This window comes from Mesorhizobium prunaredense (genome assembly GCF_900156895.1).
GTDB lineage: Bacteria > Pseudomonadota > Alphaproteobacteria > Rhizobiales > Rhizobiaceae > Mesorhizobium > Mesorhizobium prunaredense.
The window spans coordinates 1-19,530 of sequence record NZ_FTPD01000010.1; the positions used below are offsets into that span (position 1 = coordinate 1).

15 protein-coding genes and 6 pseudogenes are annotated in these 19,530 nt (G+C 59.3%); 15 read left to right on the plus strand and 6 right to left on the minus strand.

Features of this window, described 5'->3' with window-relative positions; genetic code table 11:
* Both BQ8794_RS36030 and asnB read left to right on the plus strand, forming a co-directional pair.
* The coding region (locus BQ8794_RS36030; RefSeq protein ID WP_210189824.1) for a hypothetical protein at nt 1-280 on the plus strand (280 nt) is incomplete at its 5' end.
* Between the two features lie 676 nt (nt 281-956).
* Nucleotides 957-2,661, plus strand: a pseudogene (asnB, locus tag BQ8794_RS09480) (asparagine synthase (glutamine-hydrolyzing)).
* 275 nt (nt 2,662-2,936) lie between these two features.
* Here asnB and BQ8794_RS34530 read toward each other — a convergent pair.
* Both BQ8794_RS34530 and BQ8794_RS34545 read right to left on the minus strand, forming a co-directional pair.
* The gene (locus BQ8794_RS34530) at nt 2,937-3,269 is read right to left on the minus strand and encodes a hypothetical protein (RefSeq protein ID WP_143744504.1); all 333 of its coding nucleotides are present in this window, start codon (nt 3,267-3,269) and stop codon (nt 2,937-2,939) included.
* A gap of 325 nt (nt 3,270-3,594) precedes the next feature.
* A complete protein-coding gene (locus tag BQ8794_RS34545; protein ID WP_143744506.1) occupies nt 3,595-3,876 on the minus strand; it encodes a hypothetical protein in 282 nt (93 codons plus the stop codon).
* An 833-nt stretch (nt 3,877-4,709) separates the two neighbouring features.
* Here BQ8794_RS34545 and BQ8794_RS09490 point away from each other — a divergent pair.
* Together BQ8794_RS09490 and alr are read left to right on the plus strand one after the other, a co-directional pair.
* Nucleotides 4,710-5,708 (plus strand): D-alanine--D-alanine ligase family protein, encoded by a 999-nt coding sequence (locus BQ8794_RS09490; protein ID WP_077376086.1) that lies wholly within the window; start codon nt 4,710-4,712, stop codon nt 5,706-5,708.
* 153 nt (nt 5,709-5,861) lie between these two features.
* Nucleotides 5,862-6,980 (plus strand): alanine racemase, encoded by a 1,119-nt coding sequence (gene alr / locus BQ8794_RS09495; RefSeq protein ID WP_077376089.1) that lies wholly within the window; start codon nt 5,862-5,864, stop codon nt 6,978-6,980.
* A 90-nt stretch (nt 6,981-7,070) separates the two neighbouring features.
* Here alr and BQ8794_RS09500 read toward each other — a convergent pair.
* A pseudogene (locus BQ8794_RS09500) lies at nt 7,071-7,412 on the minus strand (helix-turn-helix domain-containing protein); the annotation flags it as partial.
* Nucleotides 7,413-7,491: 79 nt separating this feature from the next.
* Between BQ8794_RS09500 and BQ8794_RS09505 the strand changes: the two are divergent.
* A pseudogene (locus tag BQ8794_RS09505) lies at nt 7,492-7,972 on the plus strand (integrase core domain-containing protein); the annotation flags it as partial.
* A pseudogene (locus tag BQ8794_RS36325) lies at nt 7,968-8,437 on the plus strand (IS5 family transposase); the annotation flags it as partial. The pseudogenes BQ8794_RS09505 and BQ8794_RS36325, both read left to right, overlap by 5 nt.
* Nucleotides 8,438-8,562: 125 nt before the next feature.
* Here the strand turns inward: BQ8794_RS36325 and BQ8794_RS09515 are convergent.
* Nucleotides 8,563-9,789: an ATP-grasp domain-containing protein gene (locus BQ8794_RS09515; RefSeq protein ID WP_077376410.1), complete on the minus strand. Its 1,227-nt coding sequence runs from the start codon at nt 9,787-9,789 to the stop codon at nt 8,563-8,565.
* A 295-nt stretch (nt 9,790-10,084) separates the two neighbouring features.
* Nucleotides 10,085-10,300, minus strand: a pseudogene (locus tag BQ8794_RS09520) (transposase); the annotation flags it as partial.
* Nucleotides 10,301-10,536: 236 nt separating this feature from the next.
* Between BQ8794_RS09520 and BQ8794_RS09525 the strand changes: the two are divergent.
* The 3 genes and pseudogenes from BQ8794_RS09525 to BQ8794_RS37315 form a co-directional block, all read left to right on the plus strand.
* The gene (locus tag BQ8794_RS09525) at nt 10,537-10,938 is read left to right on the plus strand and encodes a hypothetical protein (protein WP_244554898.1); all 402 of its coding nucleotides are present in this window, start codon (nt 10,537-10,539) and stop codon (nt 10,936-10,938) included.
* A complete protein-coding gene (locus BQ8794_RS36330) occupies nt 10,935-11,243 on the plus strand; it encodes a hypothetical protein (RefSeq protein ID WP_244554899.1) in 309 nt (102 codons plus the stop codon). Before BQ8794_RS09525 ends, BQ8794_RS36330 begins: the two co-directional genes overlap by 4 nt.
* 187 nt (nt 11,244-11,430) lie before the next feature.
* Nucleotides 11,431-11,544, plus strand: a pseudogene (locus tag BQ8794_RS37315) (IS110 family transposase); the annotation flags it as partial.
* Nucleotides 11,545-11,680: 136 nt separating this feature from the next.
* On the opposite strand, the gene BQ8794_RS36985 reads toward BQ8794_RS37315, so the two are convergent.
* Entirely contained in the window at nt 11,681-11,809 is a 129-nt protein-coding gene (locus BQ8794_RS36985; RefSeq protein ID WP_280174571.1) for a hypothetical protein, read from the minus strand.
* 237 nt (nt 11,810-12,046) lie between these two features.
* On the opposite strand from BQ8794_RS36985, the gene BQ8794_RS09535 reads away from it, so the two are divergent.
* From BQ8794_RS09535 to BQ8794_RS09560, 6 genes are all read left to right on the plus strand, one after another.
* Nucleotides 12,047-13,705: an ABC transporter substrate-binding protein gene (locus BQ8794_RS09535; protein ID WP_077376095.1), complete on the plus strand. Its 1,659-nt coding sequence runs from the start codon at nt 12,047-12,049 to the stop codon at nt 13,703-13,705.
* Between the two features lie 27 nt (nt 13,706-13,732).
* Nucleotides 13,733-14,707 carry an ABC transporter permease gene (locus tag BQ8794_RS09540; protein WP_077376098.1) on the plus strand — a complete coding sequence of 325 codons (975 nt, stop codon included), beginning with the start codon at nt 13,733-13,735 and terminating at the stop codon, nt 14,705-14,707.
* A complete protein-coding gene (locus tag BQ8794_RS09545; RefSeq protein ID WP_077376101.1) occupies nt 14,704-15,633 on the plus strand; it encodes an ABC transporter permease in 930 nt (309 codons plus the stop codon). Before BQ8794_RS09540 ends, BQ8794_RS09545 begins: the two co-directional genes overlap by 4 nt.
* Nucleotides 15,630-16,637, plus strand: a complete 1,008-nt coding sequence (locus BQ8794_RS09550; protein ID WP_077376104.1) for an ABC transporter ATP-binding protein — start codon at nt 15,630-15,632, stop codon at nt 16,635-16,637. The genes BQ8794_RS09545 and BQ8794_RS09550 overlap by 4 nt, the downstream gene beginning before the upstream one ends.
* Nucleotides 16,630-17,631, plus strand: coding sequence for an ABC transporter ATP-binding protein (locus tag BQ8794_RS09555; protein ID WP_077376107.1), 1,002 nt, complete (start codon nt 16,630-16,632; stop codon nt 17,629-17,631). The genes BQ8794_RS09550 and BQ8794_RS09555 overlap by 8 nt, the downstream gene beginning before the upstream one ends.
* 459 nt (nt 17,632-18,090) lie before the next feature.
* On the plus strand, nt 18,091-19,524 hold the full coding sequence (locus tag BQ8794_RS09560; RefSeq protein WP_077376110.1) for an NAD-dependent succinate-semialdehyde dehydrogenase: 1,434 nt from the start codon (nt 18,091-18,093) through the stop codon (nt 19,522-19,524).
* Nucleotides 19,525-19,530: the final 6 nt, after the last annotated feature.

Consider the following 19,530-nt stretch of genomic DNA (forward strand, 5'->3'; position numbering starts at 1 on the left):
ACACCACGCGGTGGGACACGACCGGAAGAATGTCAGGCTACGCGGACAGACGCCTGGAACCCGCGGAATTCTGGCATTAGTAACCGGCTTTGCGCCCCAGAATGCCGGACAGCGACGACGCAGCTACAACGTACCGGCATCATTGACCAGTTCTTTGGTGATCTCTGAAAGCGGGCGCGATCGACTGCAATTCAATCACCACGCTGCGCAGCGTTGCGGACCTTGTGGCACACATGTCCTTGATCCGAGCTTCGATGCCAGTCTGATCACGGCGGCGTGACGTGTTGTGTAGGTCGACGTGTCGAACTCCAGAACCCGGCATGCCCGCCGGATCGACGCATTCCATTTCTTACACTTCTCCGCCACCAGCTCGCCTTTGCGAGCAGACCTCACAGTCCTCGGGAAATAACGTCCTGCAGCATCTCCTTGTCCAAGGAGAGATCGACCACCAGCTTCCTGAGCTACCCATTCTCGTCATTAAAAACTTGAACTGCCTCCGCCGCTTCATGGCGTCAACATCAACCCCTATCGAAAAGCGCCGATGACCAGCGCAAAGCCGATCACTCGCAACAGCGCTATCGAAGGCGCGCTCGCGAGGGGCTTCGCTACCGCCGAGCTACACCACTTGTGGGGACACGACCAACGATCCACTTTCAGAGATCGGAGCGACTCTTGAAAGTGACCTTAACAACACATGGACAGACCACCAGAACAAGTAGGCGTGGGTTGCATGGTGGTATGCTACGGCGTGGAGTTGAGCCGATGTGAGGCATGCAGAATCATCACTTCGGTGGGTGCACTGCCTCGTGGGCTCCCAAGTTGCGCGACAGTTACCCCCAGGCAAGGAGTTAAAATATGTGCGGCATCTGTGGATGGATTGATTTCGATCGTGATCTGGGAGGCCCGAAGCACGACGGGAGCTTGATGGCGCACCGCGGTCCTGACGACGAGGGGACTTGGATCGACGGGCCACGGCGCTAGGACATCGTCGCCTGGCGATCATCGATATCCAGGGGGGGCGCCAGCCGATGATACTCCAGGAGGACGGACGACCTGCGTTGGTGCTGGTCTACACCGGCGAGACTTACAACTATCCCGAACTGCGTCAACGGCTCGCGGCCCTGGGTCATTGGTTCAATACGAGCAGTGACACCGAGGTGGTGCTGCACGCCCACCGCGAATGGGGCCGCGACCCGCGCAACGCCGTGAGCGAACTCAATGGGATGTTCGCCTACGCACTCTGGGACACCGCTAAGCGCGAACTGCTTCTCATACGCGACCGGCTCGGCATCAAGCCGCTTTATTACTATCCCATCGAACACGGTGTGTTGTTTGGCTCTGAGCCAAAGGCGATCCTCGCCAACAGTCTCGCGGAACGGGCCATGGACGCCGACGGGCTTCGTCGCACTCTGTGGTCCGCTGCCGACCCGTACAACGCCGTATTCCGAGGCATGCATAAGGTGCAGCCCGGCCACATCGTGCGTGTAACCCGCGATGGGATCCAGGAGATGACTTATTGGCAGCTCGCTGACGCCAGGCACGCCGACGATGTGCCTACCACAGTTCAGCGCGTCCGCGAGCTGCTTGAGGATACGGTCCGGCGGCAGCTCATTGCGGACGTGCCGCTGTGCACGCTCTTGTCGGGAGGGCTTGACTCCTCCGCCCTTACTGCGCTGGCCGCGCGCTCCAACGAGGAACGGATCCGGTCCTTCGCCCTCGACTTCGTCGGCTACACCGAAAACTTTACCCCGCGCCCGATGTGCGGCACACCTGACGGGCCGTACGTGCAGGAGGTCGCGAAGTTCGTTGGTACCGACCACACTGACATCAGGTTGAGCGCAGACGAGCTCATGGACCCGAATGTGCGGGCCGCCAGCCTCCACGCACGCGACCTGCCGTTCAGATTGGGGGACGCCGACAGCTCACTCTATCTGCTGTTCGGCGCGATCCGGCAGCACTCGACAGTGGCCCTGTCCGGGGAGTCGGCCGACGAGCTTTTCGGCGGCTACTCGTGGTTCCACGATCCCTCGCACGTTCAGGCCGACACGTTTCCTTGGTCCGACGACGTCGATATCGCTCGGCAGTCTCTGGACCCCCGGCTCCTCGAGGAGCTGGACTTCCCCGGCTACCTCGACGAGCAATATCGCAGGGGACTTGCGGAAGTACCCGCCCTGACCGGGCCAGCCTCGGCCGATCCGCACGAGCGTCGTATGCGAAGTCTGCTATCTCTATCTCACGCGCTATCTGCCGTCGCTGCTCGACCGCAAGGACCGACTGAGTATGGCTTGGGGTCTCGAGGTGCGGGTCCCATACTGCGACCACCGCCTCGTCGAGTACGTATTCGGCGCCCCATGGGCGCACAAGACTTTCGACGGGCGCGAGAAGAGCCTGCTGCGAGCCGCCACCGCGGACCTGCTGCCGCAGTCGGTGGTGCAGCGAGTTAAGTGCGTGTATCCCACTATCCAGGATCCAGCCTATGATAGAGTGTTGCGCAGCAGGTTCACTGCGCTGCTGGATGACCGCAATGCGGCAGTGGCACCATTGCTGTCCGTCGACTGCTCCCTCACCATGCTGAACGCGACCGACAACGTCAGGTGGGTGGAGTACATCCTGACCCTCCAGGATTTCCTCACCGACTACGACGTGAGCCTGAGGGTCTGAGACGGCGAGCACGATCAAGCTATCAGTGCCGCTGCAAAGTTCCTCAGATGTGCCGAAAGAAGGTTTTGGATGTCGGCCTTTTCAGCCCGTCGTCTCGCGACCGCCCGCCGAGACCGCGCACGGCGGGGGGAAATTCTCAAGAATGCCGTTGATTCACCTTGACCCGCGTTCACCGGCGACAAAAGGCGCAAGGCACTTTCATCCAAGCTTTATGGTCGCGTCCCGCTGCGTGGATGCTATGGGGCGAGCGGCCAGGGTGTGGCATCCTCGCTGTTTCAACCACGATCAGAATAAAGCGTTCCATGTCGCAATCTTTTGAGGCGAGCCGGTCCCTTACCGCTCTTGAGCAGAATAACACGATCGTCGCCGTCACCGAAATGAGCAAGGCGAAATGGCTGGTCCCGGGCTTCAAGCGCCAGCCGCTCAAGTAGCTCGATGCCGATGCGCCAGCACTGTTGAAGCTGGTGCAGCGTTGGCGCGACGAAGGCGTCCAAGCCGGGCACGCGATCAAGCGGATCGCCCTCGCTTATGAGGCGGCCGGCGGCGGCTTCTGGCTGGCGCGCTTTTTCCGCCTGGTGGCGCTCGGCTGGTCTTGGATCGATGACCATCTCGGCCGCTCTGCTGCTGGCGGTGTCGCGCTTCTATTGAGGGTCGCCGCGGTCTGTCTCGGCAAGGTTGAGGCGGCGGCGATGGCGATGTGGTCTGGCGCCCGGCCCAGGGATGCCATGGACAAAGAAACTTGCGTTCCTCGGTCCCGTGGGCGTTCTCTCGTCGTGTTGTTCAACACCGCGAGGCCTCATTCCTTCGCTCGGCTACCAGACCCCGACAGCCTATGCCGAGGTCATCACCGGAACCGGCTCCGCCGCGTGTCGGTGAAATCGAGATTGCCGCGCATGGTGCCTCGACATCGGAGCCATTACTTCTGTCGCCAATTCACGTCACCGCGCTCGCCGCCGATCTCAAGGCGTGGGCGGCGGCGACGACGAATGCAGGGCTCAAGAAGCGCATCGTTCGCACAGTCATCCGGGAGGTGGTCGCCGATATCAATAACGAACCCTCCGAGATCGTCCTCCTGATCCATTGGGGATTGGCGGCGTTCATACTGAGCTGCGCCTCCCGAAGCGGCGCCGTGGACAGCGCAACAGCACGTCCGGCGATATCATCGTGGCCTTCCGCCAACTGGTGCTCATCGCCAATGATGATCTGAGCTGGCATCCTAAGCCGCAATGGATTTGACCAGCCACGGCAATCGATGCACACGCGAGCGGGTCACCGCGCACAGGTCGCATCATAAGATCCCTGTCTTCCGGCCAGCGGCGGACGGCAAAGAGCCATGGCTTAACCTGGACAAGGCGGCGGGGCTTCTCGGCGTTGCACCGAAGCCCCTCAGGCTCGCCACCGAGACGGGCGAGATCAAAGGGTCCATGGGTCTTCAGCCGATCAACGCTCAGCGAACCGGCGACTCAGCACATCGTACATCGCGCGTGGCAAGACCACAAATACCCCATGGGATCGCATCCAGATCAGCAAAAACTTCTCACATCAATGACATAAACAGATGGGTGTTATGAAACGGGATTTAAGTCTCCCGCATTCGACGATGGTGCTGCGGGCGTGGTCGAGGTCGAAGAACAGGCTCTCTCGTTCAAGAGCTGGTTGCGCCTTGAAGACTCGAGATACCGTTCTGCATCGGCTTGCCGGGCGCAATGTAGGGTTTCTTGTCCTGCCTTCCAGCTCCTGGCATCCAGCAACCATCCGCTAATATTTGTGTCAGTCGAAGAGCGCGGCGACGCTGTGGGCGAGGGCGTCCTCATTCTCTCACACAGCTGTGTCCCTGAGTGGAGGCGTCTATGTTCGAAACCCGACACAATGACCCCGCTTTTCCCCCTTATGGCGCGGCGCCAAACACATGGTTCCCCATCTTGTTGGCAAGTCTTCGGTGGCACACGGATTGCATGGGACAGGGTGAAGACAGGATCCGGACAAGCTGTCGCTACAATCAGCAAATCCGAGCGACGTAATAAAGGGCAAACATTAGGGAGTAGCTCATGCGAGTAGCCATCGTGTGGAACCACGATCATACGGGCGTGATCAACCGGTTCGGTCAGCCTTGTCAGGAGGAATACCGCCGTGAGACGGCCGAAAGCGTGCTGGCAGCACTGCAAGAGGGCGGCCACGAGACGCTGCTGTGCGAAGGCGATAAAGGTCTGCTCGCCACACTGGAGAGGTTCATGTCGCCCGACCCCCAAGCCATACCCTCTGGAATGGTCTTCAACATGGCCGTCGGAATTCAGGGCGAGTGCCGTCAAAGCCACGTTCCGGCCATGCTCGAGATGGCCGGCATCCCGTATACCGGATCGGGCCCGCTCGGGCATGCGTTGGCGCTCGACAAGGTTATCACCAAAAGGCTCATCCGCGAGAGCGGTGTGCCGACCCCGAATTTCCGCGTGATGCGTCGCGGCACCGAAAGTCCCGGCGACCTGCGATTCCCAGTAGTGGTGAAGCCGCGTCACGAATCAGACACTTGCGGAGTGCAGCTTGTAGATGAGCCCGCGCAGTTGGAGCACGCTGTAGAAGTGATCGTCACGCAGTTTGCGCAAGACGCGCTCGTAGAAGAATATATCGAGGGGCGAGAAGTCACCATCGCATTGCTTGGAAACGAAGGGACCGAGGTGCTACCAATCATAGAATATGATTTCGGTGAACGCGAGATTCGTCATCTAACTCGAGAAACGACGACGCGGATGATATGTCCGGCGCAAATCGAGAGCAACCTTGCGATGATCCTGCGGGATATCTCGGTTGCGACCTTTCGTGCCTGCCAATGCCGGGACTACGCCCGTGTGGACCTCCGGATCGACCGCTCCGGCCGACCGTTTGTCCTGGAGATTAATTCGATTCCGGCGCTCTGTCCTTCTAGTGCTGATCCCCTCGGTACGAGCTGCCTTCCCTTGGCCGCGATGTCTGCCGGATACAGCTTCTCGAGCCTCGTTAATCGCATGCTCGAGATCGCCCACGCGCGGTATTTCGGACCCGGCATCGTCTAGCAGGCTTCTCTGGTGCTGGGGTCGCTGAGGTCACAATTTCCGGTCCAATCGCCCGCCTAGGAGAGTTCGTCTGAGTGATGTGACGGTTAACGCGCCACGTCGCTCAGATGCGGTTTAAGAAGCGGAGCCCCGAGCGCTGGGGGAGAGCAGAAGATGTTGTCTCTAGCACGGCCTGCCGATGTAGTCTTTGAAATCAATCTGGGGGCGATTCAGGCGAACTTCCACACCATCTCGGCACTTGTCGAGCCACACGTAAACGTAGCTGCTGTCGTCAAAAGCGACGCATACGGACTTGGGCTTGTAGCGATTGCACGGGCGCTCATTGATGCCGGTTGCGATCTGCTCTTTGTCGCGAACCTCGACGAAGCGCTGCTTCTAAGGTCCTCTCATATTGACGGGGCAGTTGCGGTTTTTTGCGATGAGTTTACGAGATTTGATCGATGCTATCGATCCAACGGCCTCATACCCGTCATAAATAATTGCGCTGAATTGGAGGCAATAAATGCGACAGGAAGGCAAACATACTTCCTTAATGTGGAAACGGGACTCTCCCGCCTTGGGCTCGCCTTGGTCGACGTGCGGCGCGCGTATCTTTCTGGTACTTTCGACAGGTTTCCCCCTTTGATCGTACTCAGCCACCTCGCATGCAGCCATTGCGTTGCCGACCCGACAAATTTATTGCAAAGAAGCCGCTTTCAGGCGATCTACGATCTGCTTAGACCCAAACGCGGTAGTCTCGCTGCCTCCGCCGGTGTCTGGCTGGGCAAATCCTATCATTTCGACATGGTGCGGGTGGGCTCAGCACTGTACGGGCTCAATAGCGCTGGTATTCAACCAAATCCACTGCAGCCTGTTGTAAGGCTCCTAGCTAAAATACTGGACGTGCGCAATGTTGCTTGGGGGGAGGCTGTTGGATACGGCGCGACATTTCGTGCGGTCCGAACCAGCCGCGTAGCGATCGTTGGGATCGGTTACAAGCATGGACTTCCTTGGGCCTGCGCGAATAAGATATCCGTGCGATTTGCCGGACATTCGGCTCCTCTAATCGGAAGAATATCAATGGAATACATAACGGTAGATATGACAGACGTTCCTGAGGCGCTTTGTCGTCCAGGTACGTTTGTGGAATTGCTTGGTAATGATTTTACCGTCGACGATCTTGCTTCAGCTGCTGGCGTCAAGTCGCAGGAGGTGCTGACTCGTCTGGGTGCTGGTTGCACTAGGCGGTATCTAAGTACTTCGGTTCTACCTACGAGGTCCCTTGCCTGGTAGATCTATCGGCATCGAGGATGTGAAGCAAATCGTTGGGGGACTGTGCGCGGGTCGCTAGATGCGCATTTGGATAATGAGACGTGCCCCCGGCCGCGATAGCCCGGCACGTTTGAGAACCCGGCTGACGGTGGCGGGCGAGACGCCGACCTCATGGGCGATGTGCTTGCCGGTCCAACGTCGCCGCCGCAACGCCACGATGCGCTCGGCGACCGACGCGCCGGTGAGCTGTGGCATATGGGCAGGCCGCGAGGAATGGTCGACCATGCCGGCGCGGCCCTCGGTATTATAGCGCTCGACCCAGCGCGTCACGATCTTGGCCGACACGCCATAGACGCGCGCCGCATGGGCTTTGGAAAAAGCGCCTTCAATCACCGACAGCGCCATCTCCTCTCGACGCAGCGGTGTGAGACGGGCATTCTTGTGGATGTTCATTCGGATCCTCCGGTGGATGCTGAAGCGTGGTAACTCCAGTCTCCTTGGTCCGGTCCGAATGGACAACCTCCCGAAAGCTCACACCTGGGTCGAGTTCCGTGACTGCGCTGGCAAGATGAAGGTGCGGCCTTCCTCAGGAAGGTCCTCGAAGACTTCCCTTACCAGATACACACCGTGCTCACCGACAACGGCATGGCCTTCGCCGACCTGCCCAAAAACCGCGATGTCCCAGCCGACGCTTCCTTGGGCCGCACATTTCGACCGCGTCTGCATCATCAATGGCATCGAGCACAGGCTGACCAAACCCTACCATCCTTGGACCCATGGTCAGGCCGAGCGAATGAACCGAACAATGAAGGATGCCACGGTCAAGGTCTACCCTACAACGATCTAGAAAGCCTCAAGGCCCATGTCCTGGCCTTCGTCGCCGCCTACAATTCGCCAAGCACCTCAAGGCTCTGCGATGAAAAACACCCTATCAGGTGATCTGCGATGCCTGGACGAAAGACCCGTCAATCTTCAAGATCGATCCGCACCATCTCATTCCAGGACCACACACAAAAAAGGGGCGCCGACGGTGGTTGCATGGAACGTTCCCGTGGCGGGCTCACCACCAGAAGCCCGGCGGTTGTCGATGCCGAAGGTCGGCCGGCGACTGCGTCCTGACCACCGGGAAGGCGGATGACGGCAAACCCGCCGCCGCCATGCTGGACGTACTCCAGCCCAAGGCAATCCTGCTCGCCGACCGCTCCTACGACAACGACGCCATTCGTGCGCTCGCCGCAGGGCGAGGGGCTTGGGCCAACATCCCGCCCAGAAAGACCCTTCGGCAAATGGTCTACAGGCAGCGTAATCTCGTCGAAAGATAGTTCAACAAGCTCAAACAGTTCAGAGGCACAGCCACACGATCCGATCGAGACCCCCTAAACTTCCTCGCCGCAATCAACCTCGCCGAAATTATGAATCTGCAGCCTAGTTGGTTTCCAAGTAACGGGCGAAGGGTGACGCAGTACCTTGCAGGCTAGGTTCGCCTTCAATCCGAGTCGATCCCTGACCTGAGCAGTTCCAAATCCTTGCCGCGTCATTGGCCTCGAGTCAGACCTCCCTGCGCTCACATTCAGCCGATGCAATAAAACCGCAGCAGATTGTCCTATTCACCAGCGGTGGGAAACGGTGAGATCGACCAACTGATTAAATTGGCGCCTCGCTCCAGTATCGCCGCAGTCCGACTTTGGCTTGGTGAAGCGGCGATCACATGTCCGATACAGTCTCGGGAATCGCCTTTTCTGACGAGCGGAGTCCCAGGTCCAACATACAATTCCACCTCGACAACACCTGGTACAGCAGCCGCCTGATTGTCGCCACTGATCCAATCCAGGATACCATCGCGATCGGCGATCAGGAACCGCGCGCCCGCAGAATGCGAATGCCTTTTGCGCAAATCCCACTCCTCACCAATGACAAGTTTGATGTGTTCGGTAACGAGATCGACACCGTAAGCCCGCTGAACCAGCCGAGAACTGGGTCCACCCGCAAGCCGCGGATTGACTTCAATGACGACTGGCCCGCGCTTCGTCCAACGGGCTTCAACCAAGGATGGCCCCCAGCCAAGGCCGAGAGCCTGCACAGAGCCCAACGAAACATCGATTATGCGCTCATTCTCGTCATCGGTCAGTGGGGCCGGATGGATGAACTCACGATAGACGAAATGCGGTAGGAGGCCGCACTCAGCGGCACAAGTACCGATTGCTTCATTTCCCATTATGTCAGTACTATAGAGTGGGCCTTGTGCGAATTCTTCGACAAGTATCCGCGGTGAAGACCTCAATTTGTGCTTGTCGGCCAACAGGTAGGCTGTATGCTCGGCCAACTCGTCGACATTGCGGCACAATCGCACGCCGATGCTGTCAATACCTACGACTGGTTTAAGGATTACCGGCAGCCCGATGTCCGCGGCAGCGCGTTCAACCTCCACCGCATTCGCTGCCAAGTGATAAGAAGGGATTGGAAGGCCGGCGTCCGCGAGGAGTTGACGTTGAGTAAATTTGTCGCAGCATCGTTCTATCGATGCGGGGTTTGGTCCCGGTAGATCGAAATGGCGGCAGAGCTTGCCAACCGTTGCATAGACCGACTCGAGGGCGGACGTAATGCCAGCAATGTCGTAGCTCTCACGAAGCCGGGAACATTCGCGGATCAGCGCGTCGAGACTGTCTGTGTCGACACGGATTGCCTCGGATCCTTCCGCCACGAGATAGTGGTACCGAGATGGATCACTCGACAGCGTAATCGGATTAAGACCAAGATGCCGGGCCGCCTGGACGTATCGCAGGCCATCCCCCCGTGTTCCTTCGACTAGGATGAGCGCTCTTCTTTTCATTAGCAGTGACTCTCCGTTGCGTGTTGTGCGCAGTGCCAAGTAAATCGGCATCAGCTTTCTTGGCATGATTTCTGACTGTATCATTGTCAGCGATTTGCGATTGTGAAGATTCTGCAAATTTGTTTTGAAGTACCGTCGGGTTGTCGCCCGCAGCGCCTACTCGCGAGCTCGGCGGTTCTGGCTGATTTGAGGGAAGCGGCGTATCGAGGCGGATGAGACCTGCAAGGATCGTGTCCCGCTGCGTGGTGTAGCTGGCGGCATTGGTCGCCGTGCTCTCCGGCATGGGCCGGGCTGATCAGCGCGCGACGGGTGGCAGGCTGATCGGGGGATCATCGCTCATCTGGCTGATCGTTTCCAGGGTCATATATCTGACCCGCTGCACTGCCCATTCATCGTTCTGTTCGAGCAAGAGTGCGCCGACGAGGCGCACGATCGCATCATCGTTCGGGAAGATTCCGACGACCTCGGTGCGCCCCTTAATCTCGCCGTTGAGACGCTCGATCGGATTGGTAACCGGTATGATCATGACGGTGCCATCCGATCCCCGCTGGAAATGATCGCTTTTCGGCGTATGGTGCGGACCATCCGGGACAGGGGCACCGGGAGCACGCCAAGGCCGATCTATTCGATGAGCTGCGAGCCCGCGTTAGTAGCTGGCCGCCCCTGCGACCTGCCCGGTTGCGCCGAGAGCACGGATCCGTAGGTGTCGCGTCGCCCGCCGGCTCCCGACTGTTTGAGGAGCAGCCGATGAGACGCGTGATTGGAATGGACATCCACCGCACCTTTGCGGAGGTGGTGGTTTGGGAAGACGGCCGGCTGCGCCATCACGGACGGGTCGACATGACCCGCTCGGGACTGGAAGGGTTCGGCCGCAGTTTGCGACGGACGGATGAGGTTGTCGTCCAGGCGACGGGCAACGCTATGGCGGTGGTTCGGGTTCTGTCGCCCTATGTCGGCCGGGTGATTATGGCCAACCCGATGCAGGTCGCCCATACCAGTATCAAGACCGACAAGATCGATGCGGGGTTCTGGCGCAGCTCCATGCCAGCGGCTTTCTGCCGGAGGTCTGGGTTCCCCATGAGCGGACTGAGCGGCTTTGCCGCTTCGTCGCGCGGCGCAACCAGGTCGTGCGGCATCGCACGCGAGTGAAGAACGAGGTGCATGGCAGCCTGCAGGCGCACCTCGTGCCGAAGTGCCCGCATGCCGATCTGTTCAACCGTCGGGTCGCGCCTGGCTCGAGCATCCGCGAGATCGACCGCCTGGCCGAGGATCTGGCTGACCTCGATCAGGAGATAGCCCGGGAAGCTGTTGATGTGTGCAAGTCCGGCGGCTTCAGACGATCACCTGTGAATCGGCGTGCAAAATTGGACGCCGATCGGGGTCAGTTTCGGAAGCCGTTTGACACCCTCAAACACCGGGCAGCCGTTTGCACGGCTATGGCAGTCTCGGCCTGATTGTACCGGCCAAGCTCCTGGCCATCCTAGGCTGCAGCTCTTGCCGGCGTCGCACCGCATCCAAATGACAGCGGCCAAAAAACACGGCTACCGCAAAATCCGCGGTGGCGGGCCTGATGTCAGAACCGCGCTCTTCAAGCCCGCTCTGCGCGCAACTGCCGGAAAAAGCGAGTTCGCAGCCTTCTACAAACGCCTCATCGCCAACGGCAAAAAGCCAATGGTGGCAATCGCTGCCGTCATGCGAAAGATCGTCGTCACCTTGAACGCGAGGCTAAGAGATGCTTCGATTCCTCAGAGTTGATGACGGAGAAAGAAGTACTCTCGACGTATGCTCGCCGAGTGATAGACCTTGTTGATAGAAGGCGCTCCGGCAGGAGCTGCCAAGGCCGTGGCCGCGGTCACCATGTGGAATGGGATTGAGCGCACCTTTGGTCAGTTCAAGGCATGCCGATGCCTGCCCGCAACAAGCCTGATTGAAGGAAGAGCACCCCGTCGGGGCCCGCGATGTCGGCGTCGTCGCCGTTGTCGATGCTGAGATACAGCACCACTTCCGGATTTCCAAGCAACACCATATCCGAAGTGAGAGCGGCTGTCCGGTAGCGTAGTCGGCGAGAAAACGCCGATTTCCAGCGTCCAGGAGCGCTATTTCGCGCTAAGGCGCCTCATTGACGCTATTATATTCCGGTGGCGAGCGACTTTGGTGGTTCTCAAACCTTGCGCTGCGCGGTTGGGTCTGACGTTCAAAGAAATAGGTCGTCATCTCTATCGACAAACCGGCGAAATACAAAAGGGAGGGTTTAACAGTGGACAAGTGGCGTTTTAGCCGCCGTACGGCTCTGAAAGCGATGCTGGCAGGATCAGCTGCACCGTGGGTGATGAACTCTCAGGCTTTCGCCTCGTCGTGCGATGACCATATCGTACGCGTTGGCGCGATTACCGCGCCCGACACTTTAAATCCGTTCGCCTCATATGGCAGCTTCTGGCCGCTGGTTTACACTTATGACTTCCTGGTCGGCGTCGACGCCCAGCGTCATGCTGAGCGGAAAGGATTTGCCAAGGAGTGGTCGGTTGCCGACGATAACGTCACCTGGACATTCAAGATATGGCCCGGCATGAAGTGGTCTGACGGCCATCCCGCCACGGCCAACGATGCTGCGTTCACCTACAACTATTTGCGCGACTCCATAGGAAAGCCGGATGAATTGAACGTCGGATTCAACAGCATTGGCGGATTGGGAAATGTTGAGTCCATCAAGGCGCTCGATGACGAGACTTTGCAAATTGTGACTAAGTCCCCCACCCGCTGGCCAATCGATAACACCGTATTTATGGTTCCCGAGCACATCTGGAAGGATGTCTCCTACGCCGATGCCCGCGGTAACTTCCGCAACGATCCACCGCTGGTGGGCACGGGGCCGATGATTGTCCAGGAATTTCAGCAGGGCCAGTTTGCCCGCCTCTCGCCGAACCCGAACTTCCGCTCGGGGCAGCCGAAGACGGCCGGCATGGTATTCAATTTCTTCAATACGGCCGATCCGATCGCGCAAAGTCTGAAGAGCGGTAATCTTGACTTTGGCTTTAGCCTCACGGCTTCCCAGTGGGCTAATCTGGCGAAGGAGTCTGCCATCGAGGTTGGTGAAGTCCGCATTGAGCAGCGAGACTATTTGGCCTTCAACACCGCCTCGGGGGACGGTGCAGCTAGTACCAAGGCCCTTCAAGATCCGGCGTTTCGCGATGCGATAGGCTACGCAATCGATCAGAAGACTATAGTTGAGCGAGCCTACCAAGGGCACGCCGATCCCGGCGCGGGGCTGGTTATGCCAGTAGTGGCAGATGCCTACTCGGGCCTGAGCGAAGTCAGGCGCCACTTCGATCTGGAAGAGGCAGCCCACCGACTCGATTCTGCGGGCTACCGGGACACGAATGGTGATGGCATCCGAGAGGATAATGAGGGAAAGAGCTTCCAGCTCCAACTGATCACCGGAACCTATTCGGGAAATATCGAGATGCCGATCGCGGCCGTACAGCTTATTGCTGGCTGGTTGGGACAAATTGGCATCCCCGTATCCGTAACGCAACTCGAGTCCGGCGCGCTCGATGCGCGTACGGCACCGCCGTTAAAGGGCGGCGGAGGCTGGGATCTGCTCGTTACAGGGTGGTGGGGATTGCCCAGCCCCAGCGCGTTACTTCAAATCGGAAAGACTGGGGACCGTGTCAATAAAGCTCATTGGAGCAATGAGAAGTTCGATCAACTTGCCGCTAAGCTCGATGTGACTGTCGATCCAAAGAAGAGCCAGGAGTTGGTCGACCAGGCCGCGCGCATTGTTTACGCTGACGCGCCCTACATTGTGCTATGTTACCCCATGTTGCTCGAAGCTTATCGCAAGGATTGCTTCGCCGGCTGGGGGGAGGACCTATCGACGTGGAGTTACTATCCCTTTGATCGCCTGAAGCCGGTTTGAGATGATCTTCATGGAAGGCGAGGCGAGATGAGCCGGCGCATCGGGAGCATTCTCATCAGGGCCATCATAACCCTCCTGATGGTGGCGGTGCTGAACTTCGTCCTGTTCCGGGTCATTCCCGGCGACCCCGCAGCGCTTCTGCTTGGCGGGGCTCGCACCAGCGTGAGCGCTGAGCAGATCGAGGTGCAGCGTCAGAACTGGGGGCTCGACAGGCCGCTGTTCCCGGACCAGGTACTCGACTACTTGTCGTCAACGCTCCGCGGGGATTTTGGCTACAGCTTCAAGTTCAGGGGGAGGCATGTTGCTGACCTGATTGTGGAGCGGTTGCCGGCCACCATTGTCCTGGTTGGGCTAGCCCAATTTATCGCCATCATATGCGGTGTCATGCTTGGCCTGTATGCGGGTTGGCGCAGAGGAGGAGCCGGCGACAATATCGCCACTGGAGCATCTCTGGCGCTCTATTCTACGCCGGCCTTTTGGCTCGGCATGATCCTGGTGGTGATCTTTAGTACGGCATTGGGCTGGGTTCCGGGTTATGGCGCACATTCGCCAGGCGCAATTGCGGGTTCGCTTGATTGGTTGCTCGACTACTTGCGGCATCTGGCGCTTCCGGTCACCGCGGTGGCTCTTGGACTAGTCGGCCAATACGTCGTGGTCGCTCGCGCTGCAATGAGCGACGTCGTCACCGAGGATTACATGGTGACCGCACGGGCCAAGGGGCTGACGGGCGGACAGATGCTGATGCGTCATGCATTTCGCAATGCAATGCTACCGGTCGTAACGTTGATTACGCTCAATCTTGGCTACGTAGTGGCAGGTGCCATCACCGTCGAAGCCGTCTTTGCGTGGCCGGGCATCGGCGGCCTCACGGTAGAGGCTCTCAATGCCCGGGACTATCCTGTCCTTCAAGGCATATTCCTGTTGCTTGGCGCTTCGATTGTCGTCGCCAACCTCGCGGCTGACCTTGCCTACGGCCTTCTTGATCCGAGGGTCCGACAATGAGTGAAAGTATAATTCGGTATTCTGGACGCCAGGCGCGTGCAATCAAAACATTTCTAGGCCGCTTTCTTGGCTACGGCGGTGCTCAGGTGGGCCTCGTATGCCTGGCATTCTTTATCGTGGTGGCAGCGGTCCCCGATATTCTGGTGGGGCCGCTTCAGACTGCGATCAATGCAACCGGGGAATTCCTCGCGCCCCCATCAAGCCAGCATGTGTTGGGGACGGACGAGGTGGGGCGAGACGTGCTCAATCTGGTCGTTCACGGTGCCCGTATCTCGCTCACGATTGCACTCCTGGCGACTGTTATCAGCCTCGTCGTCGGGACTACGATAGGGATGACGGCTGGCTATTACGGTGGCGTGGTTGACGTCTGGCTGATGCGCTTCACGGACTTCTTTTTTGTCATGCCGTCGTTCGTGCTGGCGCTGGTCATCACACCCGTGGTTGTCGAGGTGATCGGGCGGGGCCAGGAAATTCTCGGCTTCCGTCCTTCTCTTTTCGTGATTCTTGTCGTTATCGGCATGACAAGCTGGGCTTTCGTTGCACGTATCGTTCGCAGCCAGACACTGTCGCTTAAGGAGCGAACATTCATCGATCGTGCGCGGGTTGTGGGTAGCAGCAATTTCAGCATCATGGTGCGGCACATCCTGCCTAATCTCGTGCCGCAAATCGCAGCGAATGGGGCGCTGGTTGTCGCCGGCGCAATCTTTGTCGAGACGTCGCTCTCGTTCCTCGGGCTTGGCGATCCGTTGCAGCCTTCTTGGGGCACATTGCTTTCGCTCGCTCAACGTGCTGGCGCGGCCAGTGCAGGAGCCTGGTGGTACCTCGGTGCACCCGGCGCATGCGTACTCACGGTCTCCCTTAGCTTCGTCCTGATTGGCAATGCCCTCGACGACACGTTCAATCCACGGCGGCGCGTGATCCCATGATAGACTCCTCCCACCATAAGGCGTCGCTTTTGGAAGTCGACGGTCTTTCTATCGACTATGGGCTCAAGGGCATTTCATCGCGTGCAATCGACGGAGTAAGCTTCGCGCTCCGGGCCGGAGAGGCCGTTGGCCTTGTCGGAGAATCCGGCAGCGGCAAGACCACGACCGCAATGGCGATCGCGGGTCTGCTATCACCCAATGCGCGGGTCAGCAGCGGCGAGGTACGTTATCGCGGCAACCGACTGCCGATCGACGATGATGCGGCGATGCGGCCACACCGCTGGACCGAAACGTCCGTAGTCTTCCAGGGCGCGATGAACGCGCTTAATCCCGTTCACCGCATCGTCAAGCAAATTGCCGAGCCATGCATGCTCAAGCTCGGTATGTCGCGGGGCGAGGCGACCGGGCGGGCAAGAGAGCTGCTGGAACTGGTCGGCATTCCAGCGGATCGCGGCGCCGCCTATCCGCACGAATTGTCAGGCGGCATGCGACAAAGGGTGATGATTGCGATGGCGCTCGCGTGTCGCCCCTCGATCGTCATCGGAGATGAGCCGACCACGGCGCTCGACGTCATCACGCAGGCTCAGATCCTTAAACTGCTAGGTGAGTTGCGATCGCAGCTCAATCTTGCCCTGATCTTGATCACCCACGATCTTTCTGTGGTGGCTGAGTGTTGTGATCGGGTAATGATCATGTATGCGGGCCGGATCGTCGAGGACGGCGCCGTCTCTGAGATCTTCGCCAAACCTAAGCACCCATACACAAGACTGCTGATAGACGCGATTCCGAACCCGGCGAACGGCAAAAAGATGATCCGGCCGATACCCGGTGATCCTCCCAACCTGTTGACTCGACCCTCGGGCTGCGTCTTCCATCCGCGTTGCCCGTCGGCTATCGGGATTTGCGCAACCGAAGTCCCCAGCCTCGAGAAGTGCGGGCAGGGACGCGTCGCCTGTCACCTTCACCGGTCTTCGCAACAAGACAGGGTCTCAGTCCATGCCTGACACTGCCAATATTCTGCAGCTTGAAAGCCTGCAGGTCCATTTCCCTATCCAAGGCGGGCTGTTCGACCGTGTCCTGGGCCGACCTGCCGGCGCCGTGCGTGCGGTAGACGGGATCGACCTGAGCGTCGGACGGGGTGAGATCGTCGCCCTCGTAGGCGAATCGGGAAGCGGCAAGACGACGGTCGGCCGCGTTATCACCAAGCTTGCCCAGCCGACCGGCGGCAAAATGCTGTTCGAAGGCCGCGACATGACGTCAGTTCAAAGGGCCTCGGCCCTGCGTCCTTACCGGCACCGCGTCCAGATGATCTTCCAGGACGCTTATCAGGCGCTCAATCCGCGGCATACAATCTTCGATATCGTGGCGGAACCGTTGCGCTCGCTGCGGCTGGTCGACAACCGGAAACAGCTCGCCGACCGTGTGAGCGAAGCGCTTGCGTCCGCCGGGCTCAATCCTCCCGGCGATTTCTTCGCCCGCTTCCCACACGAACTGTCTGGCGGTCAGCGCCAGCGTGTCGTGATTGCCGGAGCGCTTGCCGTGAAACCGGAGCTCATCGTCGCCGACGAACCTGTGTCTATGCTCGACGTGTCAATACGCGCGCAGATTCTTCAGGTTTTGGTCGACCTTCGCCACAAGCACAACATGGCTCTCCTATTCATCACCCACGATCTTCCGCTCGCTTGGTTGATCGCCGACAGGATTGCCGTCTTGTATCTTGGAAAATTGGTCGAGATCGGTAGCGCCGACGAGATCACATTCCAGCCACGCCATCCCTATACCGTCGCCTTGCTTAACGCCACCCCGCAGATGGGGGGCGATGCAGGTCGCGCCGAGGTGCCGGCTCTACAGGGCGAGGTTCCAAGCGCCGCCCGTGTGCCGAAAGGCTGTCGGTTCCATCCGCGTTGCCCGTTGGCCTTCGATCGCTGTCGTCAAGAAGAACCACCACCTATCGAGGTCGGGCCAAAGCACTTGGCTGCCTGCTGGCTCGCGAATTAGGCGTGTTCGAGGCTTGTGATGCGTGTCAATAGACGTCGGGCGACTGACAGAGTTGAGAGAGCAGCGGGCAAGAGGAACAGATCGCAGATAACATCGAGGCCGGGAACTTGGAGTACGGTGAATATTGCCTACGGCATCGTTCCAGGCTTCCCGATGCGAGCGCGGCAAGACCGCAGTGTAATGCTGTCGACGCAGCTCCACATTTAGGGTGACCTGAGACCCTGTTTGAGGGCGCATTGGTCAGCCACGGCTCCGAAAAGGGCTTAGGCACGTTGAAACCAAGTGCCAGTTGCCACCGCCCCTCCCTAATAGCCTGGCCGTCCCAATCTGTATTCGAGATGGGTTTGGTCGACATTCCATATTTGACCGGGCGGGACCACCGAGATGACACTGGTGGAGGCGAGCCCATGGTCGGGATATCCGCTGACATCGCACTGAATTCGACAAGCGGAGCACACCATGTCCCACGCCACGAGCTATGAGCTCTTTATCAATGGTAAATGGCGAGCCGCTAGTAACAGAGCCACGTTGCCTGTGATTAACCCGGCGACGGAGAAGGTATTTGGCTCGGTGTCCTCGGCGACGGTGTCGGATCTGGATGAGGCCCTCGCTTCGGCAGAGCGCAGCCGCAAGGGCTGGTCCTCACGGCCTGTAAAAGAGCGCGGCGAGATCCTTGTGGCAGCCGCCAGGATTCTTGCCACAACGGCAGGCGACGCAGCGAAGGATTTGTCGGCTGAACAGGGAAAGACGATTGCCGAGGCCACAGGTGAGTACGCGCGCGCTGTCGAAACGCTGGAGTGGAACGGCACTCACGCCGAAGGGCTGTCGGCCCCGATTCCGCTGGGCCCGAACCGGATGATCGTCCCGGAGCCCCTCGGCGTCGTTGCTGCCTTCACGCCATGGAACTATCCCGTCGTCCTCATCGCCCGCAAGCTCGCCCCAGCGCTGGCAGCGGGCTGCCCGGTGATTCTCAAAGGTGCGGAAGAGGCGCCGAGCGCCGCCGTTCATATGGTAGAAGCCTTGCGCGATGCGGGTGTCCCGGACGGCGTGGTCAATCTCGTCTTCGGTGTACCGGTGCATATTTCGCGCCATCTCCTCAGTTCCTCAATCGTGAAGGTGTTGACTTTCACGGGCTCCACGGCAGTTGGAAAGCAGCTGGCTGCGCTCGCTGCGAATAATTTGCAGCGCTGCGTCCTTGAGCTCGGTGGACACTCCCCAGTCGTTGTCTGCGAGGATGCGGATCTTGCACAGGCCGTCCCAGCAGTATCGGAATACAAGTTCGAGTGCGCGGGCCAGAGCTGCAACGCGCCGAGCAGAATTCTGGTCGCGCGGACACTCTATCAGGAATTCCTATCCCGAATGACGGAAGCCGCCCGCAAGATCAAGATCGGTCCACCGGATGACCCTCTGACCGAGATGGGCCCAATGGCGAACGCGCGGCGAATCGAGGCCATGCAGCGTCTGGTCCAGGATGCGGTCGATCGCGGCGCCCGCGTTGAGACCGGTGGCACCCGCCTCGACCGCCGCGGTTTCTACTGGCCGCCGACCATCCTGACAGGGGTGCCAAAAGATGCCAAAGTGCTCCATGACGAACCGTTCGGACCAATCCTCACCGTGGCGCCGTTCGACACGATGGAGGAGGCGATCGAAGAAGCCAACGCCACTGAGTATGGCTTGGCCGCCTACTTCTTCACCGCCGCCCCTAGTGCGAAACGGGCGCTGATCGGTGGTCTTTCGGCGGGCGCTGTCAGTGTAAACTACCTGAAAGGGGTTTCGGCAGATGCGCCGTATGGAGGCATTAAACAGAGCGGCTATGGATACGAAGGGGGTGAGCAGGGGGTGCGGAGCTTCCAAAGCCTGAAAATGGTCAACGGCCTCGGCTCATTTGGATGAGATCCA

Bases quoted from the DNA above. Each gene is read 5' to 3' on its own strand.
- BQ8794_RS09490 (WP_077376086.1), top strand. From the start codon at position 4,710: ATGCGAGTAGCCATCGTGTGGAACCACGATCATACGGGCGTGATCAAC.
- BQ8794_RS34530 (WP_143744504.1), bottom strand. From the start codon at position 3,269: ATGGTCATCGATCCAAGACCAGCCGAGCGCCACCAGGCGGAAAAAGCG.
- BQ8794_RS09555 (WP_077376107.1), top strand. From the start codon at position 16,630: ATGCCTGACACTGCCAATATTCTGCAGCTTGAAAGCCTGCAGGTCCAT.
- BQ8794_RS09540 (WP_077376098.1), top strand. From the start codon at position 13,733: ATGAGCCGGCGCATCGGGAGCATTCTCATCAGGGCCATCATAACCCTC.
- alr (WP_077376089.1), top strand. From the start codon at position 5,862: ATGTTGTCTCTAGCACGGCCTGCCGATGTAGTCTTTGAAATCAATCTG.
- BQ8794_RS09545 (WP_077376101.1), top strand. From the start codon at position 14,704: ATGAGTGAAAGTATAATTCGGTATTCTGGACGCCAGGCGCGTGCAATC.
- BQ8794_RS09515 (WP_077376410.1), bottom strand. From the start codon at position 9,789: ATGAAAAGAAGAGCGCTCATCCTAGTCGAAGGAACACGGGGGGATGGC.
- BQ8794_RS09525 (WP_244554898.1), top strand. From the start codon at position 10,537: ATGAGACGCGTGATTGGAATGGACATCCACCGCACCTTTGCGGAGGTG.
- BQ8794_RS34545 (WP_143744506.1), bottom strand. From the start codon at position 3,876: ATGCCAGCTCAGATCATCATTGGCGATGAGCACCAGTTGGCGGAAGGC.
- BQ8794_RS09560 (WP_077376110.1), top strand. From the start codon at position 18,091: ATGTCCCACGCCACGAGCTATGAGCTCTTTATCAATGGTAAATGGCGA.
- BQ8794_RS09550 (WP_077376104.1), top strand. From the start codon at position 15,630: ATGATAGACTCCTCCCACCATAAGGCGTCGCTTTTGGAAGTCGACGGT.